This is a genomic window from Trueperella pecoris (assembly GCF_014926385.1).
GTDB classification, from domain to species: Bacteria; Actinomycetota; Actinomycetes; order Actinomycetales; family Actinomycetaceae; genus Trueperella; species Trueperella pecoris.
In genome coordinates this window covers 824,629-840,638 of sequence record NZ_CP053291.1, presented here as the reverse complement: position 1 = coordinate 840,638, position 16,010 = coordinate 824,629, and the positions used below count along the sequence as shown (strand labels likewise).

General features: G+C 62.3%; 14 protein-coding genes. 6 read left to right on the top strand and 8 right to left on the bottom strand.

Annotated elements, in window-relative coordinates:
* Genes hemW through lepA form a run of 3 tightly spaced genes read right to left on the bottom strand, consistent with a single transcriptional unit; the run spans nucleotide 1 to nucleotide 3,817 of the window.
* Nucleotides 1-1,158 carry a radical SAM family heme chaperone HemW gene (gene hemW / locus HLG82_RS04005; RefSeq protein ID WP_193327418.1) on the bottom strand — a complete coding sequence of 386 codons (1,158 nt, stop codon included), beginning with the start codon at nucleotides 1,156-1,158 and terminating at the stop codon, nucleotides 1-3.
* Nucleotides 1,151-1,957 (bottom strand): tRNA (guanosine(46)-N7)-methyltransferase TrmB, encoded by an 807-nt coding sequence (gene trmB / locus HLG82_RS04000; protein ID WP_193327417.1) that lies wholly within the window; start codon nucleotides 1,955-1,957, stop codon nucleotides 1,151-1,153. Before trmB ends, hemW begins: the two co-directional genes overlap by 8 nt.
* On the bottom strand, nucleotides 1,958-3,817 hold the full coding sequence (lepA, locus tag HLG82_RS03995) for a translation elongation factor 4 (RefSeq protein ID WP_193327416.1): 1,860 nt from the start codon (nucleotides 3,815-3,817) through the stop codon (nucleotides 1,958-1,960).
* Between the two features lie 168 nt (nucleotides 3,818-3,985).
* Here lepA and HLG82_RS03990 point away from each other — a divergent pair, with 168 nt between their 5' ends.
* From HLG82_RS03990 to rpsT, 5 genes are all read left to right on the top strand, one after another.
* Entirely contained in the window at nucleotides 3,986-4,597 is a 612-nt protein-coding gene (locus HLG82_RS03990) for a hypothetical protein (protein ID WP_193327415.1), read from the top strand.
* Between the two features lie 31 nt (nucleotides 4,598-4,628).
* Nucleotides 4,629-5,117 (top strand): PH domain-containing protein, encoded by a 489-nt coding sequence (locus HLG82_RS03985; protein ID WP_193327414.1) that lies wholly within the window; start codon nucleotides 4,629-4,631, stop codon nucleotides 5,115-5,117.
* 3 nt (nucleotides 5,118-5,120) lie between these two features.
* On the top strand, nucleotides 5,121-5,762 hold the full coding sequence (locus tag HLG82_RS03980) for a type II toxin-antitoxin system PemK/MazF family toxin (protein ID WP_193327413.1): 642 nt from the start codon (nucleotides 5,121-5,123) through the stop codon (nucleotides 5,760-5,762).
* 83 nt (nucleotides 5,763-5,845) lie between these two features.
* A complete protein-coding gene (locus HLG82_RS03975) occupies nucleotides 5,846-6,058 on the top strand; it encodes a CsbD family protein (RefSeq protein ID WP_193327412.1) in 213 nt (70 codons plus the stop codon).
* Between the two features lie 297 nt (nucleotides 6,059-6,355).
* On the top strand, nucleotides 6,356-6,622 hold the full coding sequence (rpsT, locus tag HLG82_RS03970; protein ID WP_193327411.1) for a 30S ribosomal protein S20: 267 nt from the start codon (nucleotides 6,356-6,358) through the stop codon (nucleotides 6,620-6,622).
* A 259-nt stretch (nucleotides 6,623-6,881) separates the two neighbouring features.
* Here rpsT and pntB read toward each other — a convergent pair whose 3' ends face one another.
* The 5 genes from pntB to HLG82_RS03945 form a co-directional block, all read right to left on the bottom strand.
* Entirely contained in the window at nucleotides 6,882-8,315 is a 1,434-nt protein-coding gene (gene pntB / locus HLG82_RS03965) for a Re/Si-specific NAD(P)(+) transhydrogenase subunit beta (protein ID WP_193327410.1), read from the bottom strand.
* Nucleotides 8,316-8,317: 2 nt separating this feature from the next.
* Nucleotides 8,318-9,847 carry a Re/Si-specific NAD(P)(+) transhydrogenase subunit alpha gene (locus HLG82_RS03960; protein WP_193327409.1) on the bottom strand — a complete coding sequence of 510 codons (1,530 nt, stop codon included), beginning with the start codon at nucleotides 9,845-9,847 and terminating at the stop codon, nucleotides 8,318-8,320.
* 86 nt (nucleotides 9,848-9,933) lie between these two features.
* The gene (holA, locus tag HLG82_RS03955) at nucleotides 9,934-10,887 is read right to left on the bottom strand and encodes a DNA polymerase III subunit delta (protein ID WP_193327408.1); all 954 of its coding nucleotides are present in this window, start codon (nucleotides 10,885-10,887) and stop codon (nucleotides 9,934-9,936) included.
* An 8-nt stretch (nucleotides 10,888-10,895) separates the two neighbouring features.
* Nucleotides 10,896-13,064 (bottom strand): ComEC/Rec2 family competence protein, encoded by a 2,169-nt coding sequence (locus HLG82_RS03950; protein ID WP_193327407.1) that lies wholly within the window; start codon nucleotides 13,062-13,064, stop codon nucleotides 10,896-10,898.
* The gene (locus HLG82_RS03945) at nucleotides 13,054-13,875 is read right to left on the bottom strand and encodes a helix-hairpin-helix domain-containing protein (RefSeq protein ID WP_193327406.1); all 822 of its coding nucleotides are present in this window, start codon (nucleotides 13,873-13,875) and stop codon (nucleotides 13,054-13,056) included. The genes HLG82_RS03950 and HLG82_RS03945 overlap by 11 nt, the downstream gene beginning before the upstream one ends.
* Before the next feature lie 126 nt (nucleotides 13,876-14,001).
* Between HLG82_RS03945 and HLG82_RS03940 the strand changes: the two genes are divergently transcribed.
* The gene (locus tag HLG82_RS03940; protein WP_193327405.1) at nucleotides 14,002-15,894 is read left to right on the top strand and encodes a helicase HerA-like domain-containing protein; all 1,893 of its coding nucleotides are present in this window, start codon (nucleotides 14,002-14,004) and stop codon (nucleotides 15,892-15,894) included.
* The last annotated feature ends 116 nt before the right edge of the window (nucleotides 15,895-16,010 follow it).

Below are 16,010 nucleotides of genomic sequence, written 5' to 3'. Positions count from 1 at the left end.
CTAAACGCCCCACAGGGCACGAATAACGGTGTCGGCCAGGAGCCGGCCCTTGCGAGTCAAGCGTATGCGCCCGGTGAACGTAGCGCTGGAATCGATGAGCTCATCAGCGATGAGCGAAGCGATCACGTGGGCCGGCACACCGTCGGAGGAGATACCCTCGCGCAACCGGATGCCCAGCATGATGTCTTCTTCCCTGCGCTCCTCCGGCGACAGATGCTCTCCCCCGCCGATCGGGGCGATGCCCTGGTCAAGTTTGCCCGTATAAGCGATGGGGTGCTTGAGGTTCCAAAAGCGCCAGCCGTTGATGTGGCTGTGTGCGCCAGGCCCGAATCCCCACCAGTTGGCGTTCGTCCAATAGGCGCGGTTATGTTCGCTGGCCTTGCCCGGCTTGGCCCAGTTAGAGACCTCGTACCAGGAATAGCCGGCTGCCGAGAGGGTGTCGTCTGCCATTTCATATTTGAGGGCGAGCTCGTCCGGGTCGGGTGGCGCAATCTCTCCGCGGCGCAACTGGCCGCCCATCTTGGTGCCGTTCTCGATTGTGAGCCCATAAGCCGAAATGTGCCCCGGCTCGAGTTCGATCGCGGCGTCGAGCGAGGCCTGCCAATCCTCACGCGATTCTCCCGGCGCGCCGTAGATCAGGTCGAGCGAAAACTCCAACCCGAGCTCCCGGGCCCACGCCGCGACAGCGCTGACCTGGCCAGGGGTGTGTTTGCGGTCGAGTACCTTGAGCACGTGGTCAACCGCGGACTGCATTCCGAAGGAGAACCTGGTAAATCCTGCCTCGGCGAGCGCCTCCAGATCGGCACGAGTCACCGTCTCGGGGTTCGCCTCCGTAGTCACCTCCAGCTCGGGCGTGCCGAAGGCCTCACGTAACGCAGACATGATCGCGGCCAGGTCCGTGGCCGGAAGCATCGTGGGCGTCCCGCCGCCAAAAAACACGGTTCGAAGCCCGCTGGGGGCGACGACGTCGCGCGCCAGCTCGATCTCGAGGATCAAGGTCTGGGCGAAACGGCTGGCACTCGCCCCACCACCAAAGTCGAGGTTGGTGTAGGTGTTGAAGTCGCAATACCCGCACCGCACCGAGCAGAAGGGAACGTGAACGTAGGCCGAAAAATCCTCGACCGGGCCCGCGATACTGGCAAGATCGACGTCAGTCACGCCTGCGGATCGCCTCAATGTCGTAGATTGTGCGGCCCGCCTCGATGCCGCGGGATTCGAAGCGCGTCATGACGCGCCCGTCCCAACGCGGGGCAAATCCACCCGTGTACTTCCCCTCGTCCGCCTCGTCGAGGTTCAGCCCGGCGTACGCATTGTCGAAGTGGGAGCTGTCCGCCACCACGTCACGCATCTGCCACGCGTAGTCGGCCCAGTCCGTCGCCAGGCGCCACACTCCCCCTTCTTCGAGGACGAGCGCTGCGGTCTGAGCGAATTCATCCGAGACGATACGACGCTTGCGGTGGCGCTTCTTTCGCCACGGGTCGGGGAAGAACGTCCACATCTCGTGTGCTCGCGGATTCTCCAAATCCCCGCGACGGAAGAGGATGGGAAGCGCCTGGGCAGCGTCGATTTCCATAATGCGCACGTTGCTCACGCCCTCACGCACGGCCGCGTTCACGCACCGAGCAACGCCCGGCGACCAGGCCTCCAACGCCAGGAAGTTCCACTCTGGGTGGGCAAGGGCGGCGGACATCGTCTGCTCGCCCGAACCGGGCCCGATCTCCACCACGAGCGGCGCGCTACGGCCAAAGGCCGCGTTGAGATCGACAAAGGCGTCCTGCGCAATCGTAGTTTGAGCCGCACCCTCCGGGTAATCGATGACGTACTTCGGCCCGAATTCGGCCATGACCTTCTCGTACTTATCGCCCAAGCGCGAGCCGCGGCGAGTGAAGGACATGATGCGCCCATAGTTGGGGTTGTCCTGCCCCTGCGGGCAGCCGTGAACACTGTGATCGTTCATCTACTTCTTCTTAGACTCTGGCATCTCGGAGGAAAGCGCGGCGACGAAAGCCTCCTGGGGCACATCCACGCGGCCGATGGACTTCATACGCTTCTTGCCCTCCTTCTGCTTCTCCAAGAGCTTGCGCTTACGCGAGATGTCGCCGCCATAACACTTGGCGAGCATGTCCTTGCGCAACGCGCGGATGGTCTCGCGGGCAATGATGCGGGAGCCGACGGCCGCCTGGACGGGAATCTCAAACTGCTGGCGAGGAATGAGGCCCTTGAGCTTGCCGGTCATTTCCACACCGTAGTGGTAGGCGTTGTCGCGGTGCACGATCGCGGAGAAGGCGTCGACCTTTTCGCCGTTGAGCAGGATGTCAACCTTGACCAGGTCCGCCTCTTGCTCCCCCTCTTCCTTATAGTCGAGCGAGGCGTAGCCCTTCGTACGGGACTTGAGCTGGTCAAAGAAGTCCGTGACGATCTCGGCGAGCGGCAACTTGTAGCGCAATTCCACGCGATCGGATGACAGGTAGTCCATGCCCTGGAGCATGCCTCGGCGCTGCTGGCACAACTCCATCGTCGTTCCCACGTAATCGGTGGGGGTCAGAATCGTGGCGTTGACGAGCGGCTCATAGATGGCCTTAATCTTCCCTTCGGGAAACTCTGAAGGATTGGACACGACGTGTTCGGCGCCACCCTCAGCGATCACACGGTAGATGACCGACGGGGCTGTGGCGATCAGATCGAGGTCGAACTCTCGCTCGAGGCGCTCGGTCACGATCTCTAGGTGTAGCAGTCCCAAGAAGCCACAGCGGAAGCCAAACCCGAGGGCAACCGAGTTCTCGGGCTCGTAGGTCAGGGCGGCGTCGTTGAGCTTGAGCTTGTCCAGCGCGTCGCGTAGCGCCGGATAGTCCGAGCCGTCGATCGGGTAGATGCCCGAATAGACCATGGGCTTCGGATCACGGTAACCGGAGAGAGCCTCACGGGCAGGATTGCGCGCATCGGTGACCGTGTCACCGACGCGGGACTGGCACACGTCTTTGACGCCCGTGATCAGGTACCCGACCTCGCCGACACCAAGGCCGGCCGAGGGCTTAGGCTCAGGGGAGATAACACCGATCTCGAGCAGCTCGTGGTTGGCGTGGGTAGACATCATTTGGACACGTTGACGCGGGGTCAGGCTGCCGTCGACCACACGCACGTACGTGACCACGCCACGGTAGGAATCGTAGACCGAGTCGAAAATCATCGCGCGCGCCTCGCCCTCCGGATCGCCCACGGGCGCCGGAATCTCGTTGACGATGCGGTCCAGAAGCACGTCCACGCCCTCGCCGGTCTTGCCCGACACGCGGATGCAATCCTCCGGCTCGCACCCGATGAGCGCGGCGAGCTCTTCGGCATACTTATCCGGGTTGGCCGCGGGAAGGTCAATCTTATTAAGGACGGGAATGATGACGAGATCATTATCAAGAGCCATGTAAAGGTTGGCAAGCGTCTGCGCCTCGATGCCCTGCGCGGAATCAACAAGAAGGATCGCACCCTCGCACGCCGCCAGCGATCGCGAGACCTCGTAGGCGAAATCCACGTGCCCGGGGGTGTCGATCATGTTCAGGGCATAGGCTTCGCCGTCGACCGTCCACGGCATGCGCACAGCCTGCGACTTAATCGTAATGCCGCGCTCGCGCTCGATATCCATGCGGTCGAGATACTGGGCTCGCATCTCACGCTCAGTGACGATGTCCGTCAGCTGTAGCATGCGATCGGCAAGCGTGGACTTGCCGTGGTCAATGTGGGCGATGATGCAGAAATTTCTGATCTTCGACGCCGGGGTGGTCGCAGGCTGGATCTTCGCCAGCTCAGGTGCGTTAGAAACGGGCACGAGTCTCCTTCACATAACAGTCGGTCATAACGATACCAGCGCCCTGGCGAGCATCGCGCGGGTGGCTGTGTGAGGTTAGGCGGATAGTATGCCTCCCTCAGCGAAAGTTTCGCCGCGGCGCGTATCCTTCGTGACACAATTCAACGCATGAGCCTAGGCCCTGGATCCATGAATCTGTTCCTTCCCGCGATCGAGCGGCTCTCACGCCTGCCCGGAAAAGCCCTCGTCAGCCTCGCTGGAGTCGGCAACGCACTGTTGCTTGTGGTCGGTTGGCAAGCCGGCAACCACTCCTCGTCGCCCGCGGCGTGGATCCCGTTCGGTGCCGGCGTCTTCTTTTCACTCGTCTTGGTCTTTTTCGCGCTCCGCCGCAGGCGCCTAGAGCAGGGCGTCGATCGCTACATCGAGAGGCTACGCCAAAGCTACCAAGCCCCCACGGGAGCCGCCGAGCTTTCGATGCGCGGCGGAGACGGCGTCGTTATTGACGAGAATGGCGAGGTCATCTCCGGCCCTAACCCGCAGGGAATGCGCGCCGAGGCCGAGCGCCTGGCCGCACGCGAACGTCTCGCCGCCGCCGAACGGGAAGCTTCCCTGAAGAAGAACGTCTTCCTCCCCCGGCTCGAGGCTGCCCAACGCGCGGCGATCGCCCAAGCGGGCGGCATCGAGGAAGCACCCCACCTGAGGGACGACCTACGCTGGACGCTCGCCTCCGCAACGATCACTCTCGCCTCGTTGCCCCTGATTGGCTTCCTGGTCATCGTCAGCCTCTTCATTTGGCTGTAACCTCGCCCGGAGCATGTGGGAAGATAGGGCTATGGGATTTAATGAGAAATTACTGGCAACAGACGAATACGTCGTACGCCACATGCGCGAACACATCAAGGCACTCTTCGGCAACATCGCGGCGCTCGTCATCGTCGTCGTCGCGGTCTCGTTGGCCCTCGCGTTCATGCCAGACTCGCTCTCACCGTGGGGGCCGTGGGCCGTGGGAGCAACCGGCGCGGTTTTAGTGCTCTTCCTCTTCGCAATACCGTGGCTGCAGTGGTTGACGACGACATACACCGTCACCTCGCGCCGCATCATCACGCGCTCCGGAATCTTCAATAAATCCGGCCACGACATTCCTCTCTCCCGCATTTCGAGCGCCTCCTATGAGCGTGACCTTGTGGACCGCTTCTTCGGCTGCGGCACGCTCGTGCTGGAGACGTCGGCAGACAATCCGCTCTACCTGCACGACGTTCCCGACGCCGAACGTCTCCATGTCGACGTCATCAACCTTCTCAACGATGTAGATCAGGAATAGCCGATGTCTTTCAAGGATTCTCTCCTCCAGATCGTCTTCTCCGTCGGCCGATCCGTGGCGCGCGACGTCATGAGTGCGGCGAAAGACAAGAGCGCCTCGCGTAAGCCGGCTCGTCGGTCCTCTCAACCGACCCGGGCCACGAAGGCCGGGCAGCCTGGAAGGACGAGCGTATCTGGGAAGCCGAGCCGGGCTGGGAATAAGCCTTCGTTCTCGCTACCTGGCCGCGACGAGCAGGCTGTCGCGTGGCCGATTGCCACGGTGGGACTGCCCAGTTTCGAGTATCAGCCACGTCACGACGGTTTCCCCGATCCCGGCGAGGTCGTGTGGGCGTGGGTGCCATTCGACGAAAACGACGGACGCGGAAAAGATCGGCCCGTGCTCGTCGTCGCCGATATGGATGACCACGTCATCTTCGCGCAGATGAGCAGCAAGGATCACGACTCCTACACGGGATACGAGGAAGGGCAGGGGCGCCATTGGCTGGATATCGGCAGCGGCCCCTGGGACAGCAAGGGCCGCAACTCGGAGGTCCGGCTCGATCGCCTTCTCGTCGCGCATGTCGGCCAGGTTCGCCGCGAGGGCAGTACCCTCGACCGCGCTCGGTACGACGCCGTCGTCGCCGCTCTCAAGGAGCTCCACGGTTAATGCCAGGGTTTTCCAAGGTTGGCCACTTAGTGTTGGTGTGGTCAGGGAGTTTCCAAGCTTCAAGTTCAACGTAAGGAATGACCATGAGTCTCGGAGATGACATCAAGAACACGGCAGAAGACCTCGGCGGAAAGGCCAAGGAGGCTGCCGGCAAGGCAACCGACAACGAGAGCCTGGAATTCGAAGGCAAGAAGGACCAGATGTCAGCCGACATCAAGGATAAGGTCGCAAACGCTGCCGAAAAGGCCAAAGGCGTCGTCAATGACGCGATCGATAAGCTGAAGGGCAATAAGTAACTCGCCAGCCGCTCAGCCGCGTAGGCACGTTCGGCGTTGTCGCCGAACGTGATTCTCGGGCTCAGGCGCTTACGGCGCCGCAAACGTGAGCAGATGCACCACAATCCGCATCTGGCCTCACTTTTGCGGCGCCGACTGCTTTGCTAAAGTACTTAATTGGACTTTGAACCTGGTCGGGTGAAAGGTCCGGTCATCCTTCTTTCCACGGGCGCCCCACGCCTCAGTCCGAAGGTGGCAAGCCCTCAACCGACCCGCGGCCCGCAAGGGGCCAACCATTTACAACGAAAGAGTTATTCAGTGGCAAACATCAAGTCCCAGATCAAGCGCATCAAGACCAACGAAAAGCGTCGTCTTCGCAACAAGGCCGTCAAGACCGAGGTTCGCACCCTGGTCCGCAAGGTCCGCGAAGCTGCCGCCGCTGGCAACGCCGAAGAGGCTGAAGCTGCGCTTCGCACCGCATCCCGCAAGCTCGACAAGGCTGTCTCGAAGGGTGTTATTCACCGTAACCAGGCCGCTAACCGCAAGTCGAAGCTTGCCAAGCTTGTGGCTAAGATCGAAGGCTAAGCTCTTCAGAGTAAAGCTCGTAGGAGGGGCAGACCATTGGTCTGCCCCTCCTTTTTTGTTACCGTTGGTGCGCAGGAGGTGGGCGTGCCCGGCGCGGCCTGCCCGGTACAGCGCGCCCGGTACAGCCCGCCCAGACCCTATTAAGCTGATTGCCGCTGTAGTAATCTGGCGTAGATTACTACAGCGGCAATCAGCTTAGTACAGCCGCGAGGCCGGGAAGCCGCAACCGCGAGGCCGGGAAGCCGCAACCGAGCCAGCCTCAGAGCGCGGCGTTGATCTGGTTGACAGACTCCTTCGCGTCTCCGAGCAGCATCTGCGTGTTCTCATTGAAGAACAACGGGTTCTGAACACCGGCGTAGCCAGCATTACCCATGGAGCGCTTGAAGACGATGACGTTCTTCGCCTCCCAGACCTTGACCACGGGCATGCCCGCAATGGGCGAACCGGGCTCTTCGGCAGAGGGGTTGACCGTGTCGTTTGCGCCAATGACCAGGACGACGTCCGCCTCCCCCAGCGAGTCGTTGACTTCGTCCATCTCGTAGACGATGTCGTACGGGACGTTCGCTTCGGCGAGCAGGACGTTCATGTGGCCGGGCAGGCGCCCTGCCACTGGGTGAATCGCGAAAGAAACATCAACCCCGAGATCTCGCAGACGTCGCGTCAGGTCAGCAACCGGGTACTGCGCCTGGGCAACAGCCATGCCGTAGCCGGGGGTGATAACTACCTTGTGGGCATCCTTGAGCATGTCGGCTACCTCGGCGGCAGAAATTTCGCGATGCGAACCGTAATCGCGTTCCTCAGCCACGCCGCCATCGGAGCCGAAGCCACCGAGGATCACTGAGATAAACGAGCGGTTCATGGCCTGGCACATGATGTAGGACAGGTATGCACCGGAGGAACCGACAAGTGCGCCGACGATGATCAGCAGGTCGTTGCCGAGCGTAAATCCGGCCATCGCCGCCGCCCAGCCGGAGTAGGAGTTCAGCATGGAGACGACGACGGGCATGTCGCCACCGCCGATAGCCGCTACGAGATGAAGCCCGAGCAAGAGGGCGACGATCGTCAGAAGAACCAACGGGATCATGCCCATGGCCAGGCTGCGGGTGTAGGCAAACCACACGATGAGGACGACGGAGGCGAGGAGCGCACCAAGGTTGAGCCAGTTTCGGCCGGGAAGCGTCAGGGGGCGCCCCGACATACGGCCGGAGAGCTTGAGGTAGGCGATGATCGAGCCGGTGAAAGTCACCGCGCCGATGAAAACAGCCAACCCGACTTCTCCCATGTGGAAGGCGTTTTCGGGCGAGTCCGAGCCAGGAACGATGATGAAAGAGTTGTAGCCCACCAGCACGGCTGCCAGGCCGACGAACGAGTGCAGCATCGCAATGAGCTCTGGCATGCCTGTCATCTCAACCTTGCGAGCAAGCGGGATCCCGACTCCCGCGCCGATGCCAAGCGCCAGCACAATGAGAAGGGCCGAGGTGAGTTGGTTTTCCCCGGCAAAGGAGATCACGAAAATGATGGTGGCCACGAGCACGAGCGCCATGCCAACCATGCCCAGACGGTTGCCCCGCTGGGCAGTAGCCTGCCGGGAGAGGCCCGCAAGAGCCAGGATGAACAGAAGCGCAGCGGCAATGTAAGCCAGCGATTGGAAGCTAAACTGCCACGAATTAAAGATATTAACTACGTCGGTCATTTTCAGCTCCTATGGAACATCTTCAGCATGCGCTCGGTGACGAGGAATCCACCAAAGATGTTGATGGATGCCACGGCGATCGCGATAAAGGCGAGAATCTGGACGGCAAGGTTATGAGCGCCCACCTGCAGCAGAGCCCCCACAACGATAATGCCCGAAATCGCATTCGTGACGGACATCAGCGGTGTATGAAGGGCGTGCGTGACCGCGGTGATGACGTAGAAGCCAATCACCACAGACAGCAGGAAGACCATGAAGTGCGTAGTACTTCCCGGCGGTGCGGCGAGAATTAGCAACGTAAAGAGCGCGGCGGCGGCCGCCTTCCACCAGTGTTTGGCGACCCAGGACTTCTCCTTCACCGGCTCGGGCTCGGCCGGCGCTACCGGTGCAGGCCGAGCGACGGGCGCTGCAGAAACCCTGACAGGCGGCGGCGGGAACATGACACGCTCCTCGAGCGTGACCAGCATCTGTCGAACGATCTCATCGTCGAGGTCCAGATGGAGCATCCCGTCCTTCTCCGGTGTGGTGAGCTTGAAGAAGTTGACGACATTCTGGCCATAGAGCTGGGAGGACTGCGCGGGCAGTCGGCCGGCTAGCTCGGTATAGCCGATGATCGTCACGCCGTTTTCGGTGACAACGACCTCGTCCGGGCGCGAGCCAACGACGTTTCCGCCGTTCGCCGCCCCCATATCCACGACGACGGATCCGGGCTTCATCCCGGCCACTGCCTCGGCAGTCAAAAGGACCGGTGAGCGACGTCCGGGAATGGCGGCAGTTGTGATGACAACGTCAGCTGCCGCAGCCTGCTCGGCGTAGAGGGCTTCAGCAGCGCGAGCCTGCTCCTGCCCCATCTCCTTGGCGTAACCGTCGGAGGATTCCTGAGCGGCAACCGGAATGGCGACGAACTGGGCGCCCATGGACTCGACTTGTTCGGCCGTCTCGGCTCGCACATCCGTAGCCTTGACGATGGCGCCCATCGAGTTGGCTGTGCCGATCGCGGCAAGGCCAGCAACACCGGCGCCGATCACATACACGCTGGCCGGGGCGACCTTTCCTGCCGCGGTGACTTGGCCGGAGAAGAGACGCCCGAAATGATGGGCCGCCTCAATGACGCTTCGGTAGCCGGCAACGTTGGCCAGCGAGGAAAGCACATCCATCGACTGGGCGCGCGAAATACGCGGAACCATGTCCATGGCAAGCCCCGTGATGCCGCGGCTCGAGAGCGCATCGAGAATGTCTTGATGACGCCCCGGAGCCATGCGCGCGATCAACGTTGCGCCCTGCCTCATCATGTCCAATTCGGCTGAAGCAGGGGCGTCCAAAGCGGTCACGATATCCGCGGCCCATGCTTCCTCTTTGCTGACGATCCGCGCCCCAGCACTGTCATACAGTGTGTCTGGAAAACTGGCCCTAGCTCCGGCGTCGTGTTCCACGACCACCTCGTAGCCAAGCTTGATCAGCTTTCCAACAGTGTCTGGAGTAGCGGCGACCAGAGCCTGTTCGTCAGACTCGCGTGGTACACCAATGCGCAACTTCGCTCCTTTGTTCGTTGTCTATCACGGCCTTGTGAGTTACATCTTCAGCATATCGCCACGGCGCTTCATAAAGCGGCAGAGTCTCACCGCCGCCGTAACTCGCAGATCTCGATGATCGCCCGTTCGAGGGCGTATTCGGGATCTCGCGAGAGCCCCTTGACTTCCGCGTCCGCCCGGGCGATCACCTGAATGGCACGCGCGAGCGTATCCCCTGACCACCCCCGAAGGTCCGTCTTAGCTCGGTTAGCCTGCCACTCGTTGATTTTCAGGCGCGTCTTGCCTTTGGCAGACCTTTGCCCAAGCACCTGCGCCATCGCCCGAAGCTTGCTCGCTATTGCGCCGACGATCGAGACCGGCGAATTTCCGGTGGCGATAGCGTGGCGCGCAAGTTCGACCGACCTGCCAGCGTTCCCGACGACGACCGCGTCCGCCACGTTGAAGGTGGTCGCTTCGACCCGCCCGGCGAAATAGGTGTGAACGTCCTCCTCCGTGATCGTCCCCTGAATATCCGCCATCAGCTGATTGACCGAGCTCAAGAGTTCTCGTAGATCCGAGCCCAGGGCTGCGACGAGGGCACCGATCGCATCGGAGGTCATCTTACGCCCGGCCGCTCGGACGTCATCAGTGACAATCTTGACTTTCTGGTTGGGATACTTCACCTTGGGATAGTCGTAGGTTGGTACCTTCGCCTTCTTCAAGGCATCAAGAACCTTCTTGCCGCGCTGACCACCGTTGTGGCGAAGCACCATCACTGAATCGACCTCCGGGGCGGAAATGTAAGACAGGAGGTCCTCTTGGAACGCAGGATTGAGCTGTTCCAAGTGCCCAACGATGATCGCGCGGGGCTCGCCAAAAAGCGAGGGCGTAAGTAAGGCTTCAAGCTGGCCGCTGACGTAGGCGGCCGCATCGAGTTCCACAATGTCGGTGCTCGGGTCAATCCCGCGCAGCTGACGACGCACCGAATCAATAGCGCGATCAGCTAAAACGGGTTCGCCACTCGTCACGAGCACGATGGGTGCGAGGTTTACTTCTGCCATACGTTTCATTATTCCACGTCGCTCCGACACCCTGCGACGACCTCCCCCGCAGTAATCGCAATGTGGCCACATTGGTCGGTACGGGCGAGGATCGGCGCACGCCAGATGTCCAGTGCCTCGCGCGTCGGATGCCCGTAGTCGTTATCCCCCACCGAAAAAACAGAGATCGCCGGGCGTATTTTTCGCGCGAGCTCCGGGCTTTGGTCGCGAGCTCCGTGGTGCCCCGCAACCACGACGTCGACTCCCTCGACTTCGGAGACCAAGGTCACCTGGCGCTCGTAAGGGGCGTCTGCGAGCACGAGGATCCTGTGGGAGGCAGTCTGAAGGACGACGACGAGCGAATCGGTGTTCGACGAGTCTTGGGCGCCGCTGACAGAGCGCGGGCCAACCACCGTCGCCAGCCTTCCCAAACTCTGGCCGTATCTCACTGCGGCATGTTCGATCCCTCTGTCCTTCAGGAGGGCGAGTGCCCAACGCGAATTGTAGTCTGGCGCGAGGTTGGGCGAATGCCAGACCATGTCCACCTGGACGTTCTCAATAACCTCGGCCAGTCCTCGCACGTGGTCGGCGTCGAAGTGACTGAGGACGACGAGGTCGAGTTTGTTGACGCCGGCCGCCCGCAGGCACCCAGAGATGTTGCCGTTTTCCGGACCCACATCGACGAGGACGGTCGTGCGATCGTCGCGTGCGAGAAAGGCCGAGCCTTGCCCCACGTCGCATTGGATCGCCTCCCAGTCGGCCGGCGAGTAGGTCGGCATGAAGGTTGACAGCCACACCGATGTGGCCGCCACGCCCATCGAGGCGAGGAGAAGTCGCACGCCGCCCATCGTCAAGGTGACCGCGAGCGCGAGCAGGATGAGGAAGTTGAAGACGAAGACGACGGAGGCTGGTAGGCCGGAGCCTGGCAGGGCGCCGAGTGTTTTCGATACCGTGACCATCCACCATGTGCATAGCTCGCAGGCGCGCAGAATCGGGATGGCGAGCCAGGGAATGATCGGGAGGAGTAGTGCCGCGCTCATGCCGCCTATTGTTAGTGGCGTGACGACGGGGGCGACGAGGGCGTTGGCTAGCACTGCCCACACCGATGCCTCGTCCTGGATAGTGAGCGTGATTGGGCCGGTCGCGACAGCGGCGACGAGCGAAATGGCGAGGAGGTCGGCAAGGACGCGCGGCATGTGAGTGGCGAGCCGTTGTTGGAGCGGATAGGAGAAGATGATGATCGCGGCGGTCGCGAGGACGGAAAGTTGGAAACCAAGGCTACGGGCGAGGTCAATGTCGAGCAGGCTCACCGCGAGGACGGTGGCGTTGAGGAGGGGTAGTGCGCTGCTCGGGCGGCGGAGAGCGATGGCGAGGCAGAGCAAGATTCCCATATAGCCGGCTCGCAGGACCGATGCCTCCTGCCCTACCAGCTCCACGAGGGCCACTAGCGCGAAGAGGGACACGACGCCGGCGACGACAGGTCGGCGTCGTCCAACTCCGAAGAGCACGAGGGCGAGAACCATGGAGATATGCGCGCCCGAGACGGCGGTGAGGTGGGAGAGGTTGAGCGTGCGCATAAGGGCGATGGCTTGTTCGGGAAGACCGGTGTCGTCGCCGATGACCACGCCAGGTATGAGCTGGGCGTGCCACGGCCGGTCAGCTATCGCCCCACGCAGCGCCGAATGAATGCGTGCGGCGTTTCCGCCGGAGTCGTGGCGAATGTGCGTGAGGTTGAGCTTTGCAAATGCCACGAAGTCCTCCGGAAGGCTTTCCAATTTCCCTCGGCCGTGGAAGCTCATGCCGCGCTCAAGGCGTTCTCCTTCCCAGCGTATGAGTACCTGTGCCGACGACGAGTGCGTCCGCCCCGCCGCCGTCACCGAGGAGATCGTGGCTTTGGCGGTGAATGCGCCGTCTTTTTCTTTCGGGTAGGACTCGACGACGCCGACCGCTTCGACTACTGCGCCGCCGCTGCGCATGACGATGTCGCTATCACGGACGAGGAAGTGCATACCCCCGGCAATGGAGGCTCCCACCAGAGCGACCCCGACGATCGTGGCAAGCCAGTTCTCGTGCATGAGTCCCATGGCGGTGACCAGCAGCGCCATGAGTCCGAGAGCGAGGTAGTCCAATGGGCCGATGATCGCCACCACCCACACCAAACCCGCCGGAAGCAGGAGCCGATAGTCCTCACGAGACACGTACGTGCTCGCGTAGTTGCTCGAGGGTCTTGGGGCCGATGCCGGTCACCTCGATGAGCTGCTCAACCGAGGTGAATCGGCCGTTTTCCTCACGCCAGGCGATGATGGCTTTCGCTGTCACCGGTCCCACCCCGGGGATGGCTTGTAGCCCTGCCTGATTCGCCTCATTGATATTGACCTTCTCCCCGGCAGGGTGGCTGTGGGCGTCTCCGGTCTGACCCTGCCCGCTTCCTCCCTCGAGGAGTGGTTCCTCGGTGGCGCCTGGGACGTGCACGTGCGTGCCATCGTCGATGCTTTGAGCCAGATTGATACGTGCGAGCTGGGCGGCCGGTGTCGGACCACCGGCCGCCATGAGCGCATCGTTGATCCGCGCCGGTGGCGTGAGCTTGACGATTCCTGGATGGGCGACCTCGCCAGAGACGTGCACAACGATCTGGTCAGGCTCGCCCTGCGTTGGGGTGGGGGCCGACCCCGGCATCGTCGACTCACTCGGCATCATCGTCTGGCTCGGCGCCGCCGTGCTCGCCGTCGTGATAGGGATCGCAGCTACTTCCACGGATCGTTGGGAGAAGGCGCCAATTGCGCCCGCGAGCGCCAGCACGGTGATGAGAAGGGCGACGAGCTTGAGGGACTGCCCGTCGAGCACGAAGCGCCGCTTCTTGCCGGTAGTCGTCAGCGCGCCGACGTCGTCACCAGCACCCATGCGCATGGCCGTCGAGACGAATCCTTCGACGCTTTCCCAATGTGAGGCGCGATGACGAACGCGCGGTGATCTGCGCGGGGACGGGCGGCGAGGCGGCGGAGAAGTCATGGCTCTATTATTCAAAGATCGCCCGCGCCGGCGTTTCCTCGATCCGGCAAATGTGGATAGGAACGTCGGCTGATCATGTGTGGACAAAATCGGGCCACGCCGCCCTCTTCGACGTAAACTTGCCTCATGAACGATGCCGAACTCCTCCGCCTCAAAGCCGAATCCCTCGAAGCAGAAGCACAGGCTGCAGCCGCTAAAGCCGCGGCCGCCAAGGCCAAGCTCGAGGCCGCACTCGCCTCGATGCAGGCAGGCACCGCCCAAGAAGGCCCAGCCCAGCCGACGCCCGAGGATCCGACGCCCGACGAGGCCCCTTCCAGCGCTGAGCCGGTTACACAGCCTGAGCCAGTTGCCCAAGCGGAGCCAGACGCTCCAGATGCGACGTCGTCGTACGAAACAACTGTCCGCGATGGTTACGCCTTCGAGGGAGCCACGATGACGGTCGGAACGTATATGGAACAGGGCGAGCCACGCCCGGGCACCCACGTACGCATTCCTTTGGGCATGCTCAACCGCCACGGCATCATTGCCGGCGCCACCGGAACCGGCAAGACTCGCACACTCCAGCTTTTTGCCGAAGGGCTGTCCGCCAACGGCGTTCCGTGCTTCGTGACCGATATCAAAGGTGACCTGACCGGACTGCTGGAGCCGGGCCCATCCTCGGACAAGCTCATCCAACGGGTGGCGGCACAGGGCCAGGACTGGAAGCCCTCCGCCTTCCCCACCGAACTTTATGCCCTCGGCGGCGTGGGCAACGGCACGCCGATTCGAACCACCGTCACTGATTTTGGGCCGATCCTCATGTCGAAGGTGCTGGGACTCAACGAGACCCAGGAGTCCGCACTTTCCCTCATCTTCCATTGGGCCGACGCCGCCCAGTTGGCCCTCATCGACCTGACCGACCTGCGTGCGGTCATCTCCTACCTCACCTCGGAGGATGGCAAGAACGAGCTGAAGAACATCGGAGGCGTCGCGCCCGCGACCGCCGGCGTTATCCTGCGTAACGTCGCCGAGCTGGAGGCGCAGGGTGCCGGCGAATTCTTCGGCGAGCCCGCCTTTAACGTTTCCGAGTTCCTCCGCACCTCCAGTGACGGGCGTGGCGTCATCTCCGCCCTCGAACTTCCCGACGTTCAATCGCGGCCCGCGCTCTTCTCTACCTTCATCATGTGGCTCCTCGCTGAACTCTTCCAAGAGCTGCCCGAAGTGGGCGACGCCGACAAGCCCAAGCTCGTCTTCTTCTTCGACGAAGCCCACCTCCTCTTTAGTGACGCCTCAAAGGAATTCCTAAACCAGGTCGTCCAAACGGTCAGGCTCATCCGTTCCAAGGGCGTGGGAATCATGTTTATTACCCAGACGCCGAAGGACATTCCCGACGATGTCCTCGCCCAGCTGGGTTCGAAGGTCCAACACGCGCTGCGCGCCCACACGCCTAACGAGGCCAAGAAGTTGCGTGAGACGGTGGCAACCTTCCCCACCTCGCCGCTTAACCTGCAGGAAGTGCTTCCCAATCTTGGAACGGGCGAAGCCATCGTCACGGTCCTGGACAAGAAGGGGCGTCCCTCCCCTGTGGCACCCGTGCGCATCTGGGCCCCCGCGGCCGTCATGGGGCCAGCATCGCAGCAAGCCGTGTCCGCGGCGTTGGCCAACTCGCCAACCATGGCTCGCTACAAGAACGCCATCGACCCCGAGTCCGCCTTCGAGCTGCTTGAGCAGCGAATGGCCGAGGAAGCAGCCGCGCGCGCCGAAGCTGCAAGGCAAGAAGAGTTAGCCGCCCAGGCTGCCAAGGAAGAGGCCGAGCGCAAGAAGGAGATGGATCGCCAAGCGCGCGAACTCGAGAAGCAGATCGAGCGTGAACAGCGCGAGGCCAAGAAGGAGGCCGAACGCCAGCGGCGCGCCGAGGCCGCCGAAGCCGAACGGCGTCGTAAACGCCGCGAAAGCACTGTCGACCAGATCGTCAGAACCGCCGGTCGTACGCTCACGCGGGAAATCACTCGCGCAATCTTCGGCACGCGGCGCAGGTAGGGTCTGTTCAGCGCAGATATCGTGAGTGGGCTGTCCTTGGAAACATGGGCAGCCCACACACATCTGCGCAGAAGGATCGAGAGCTTTCTGGCAAGGGGTGCTCTGGCCGCTCAGAT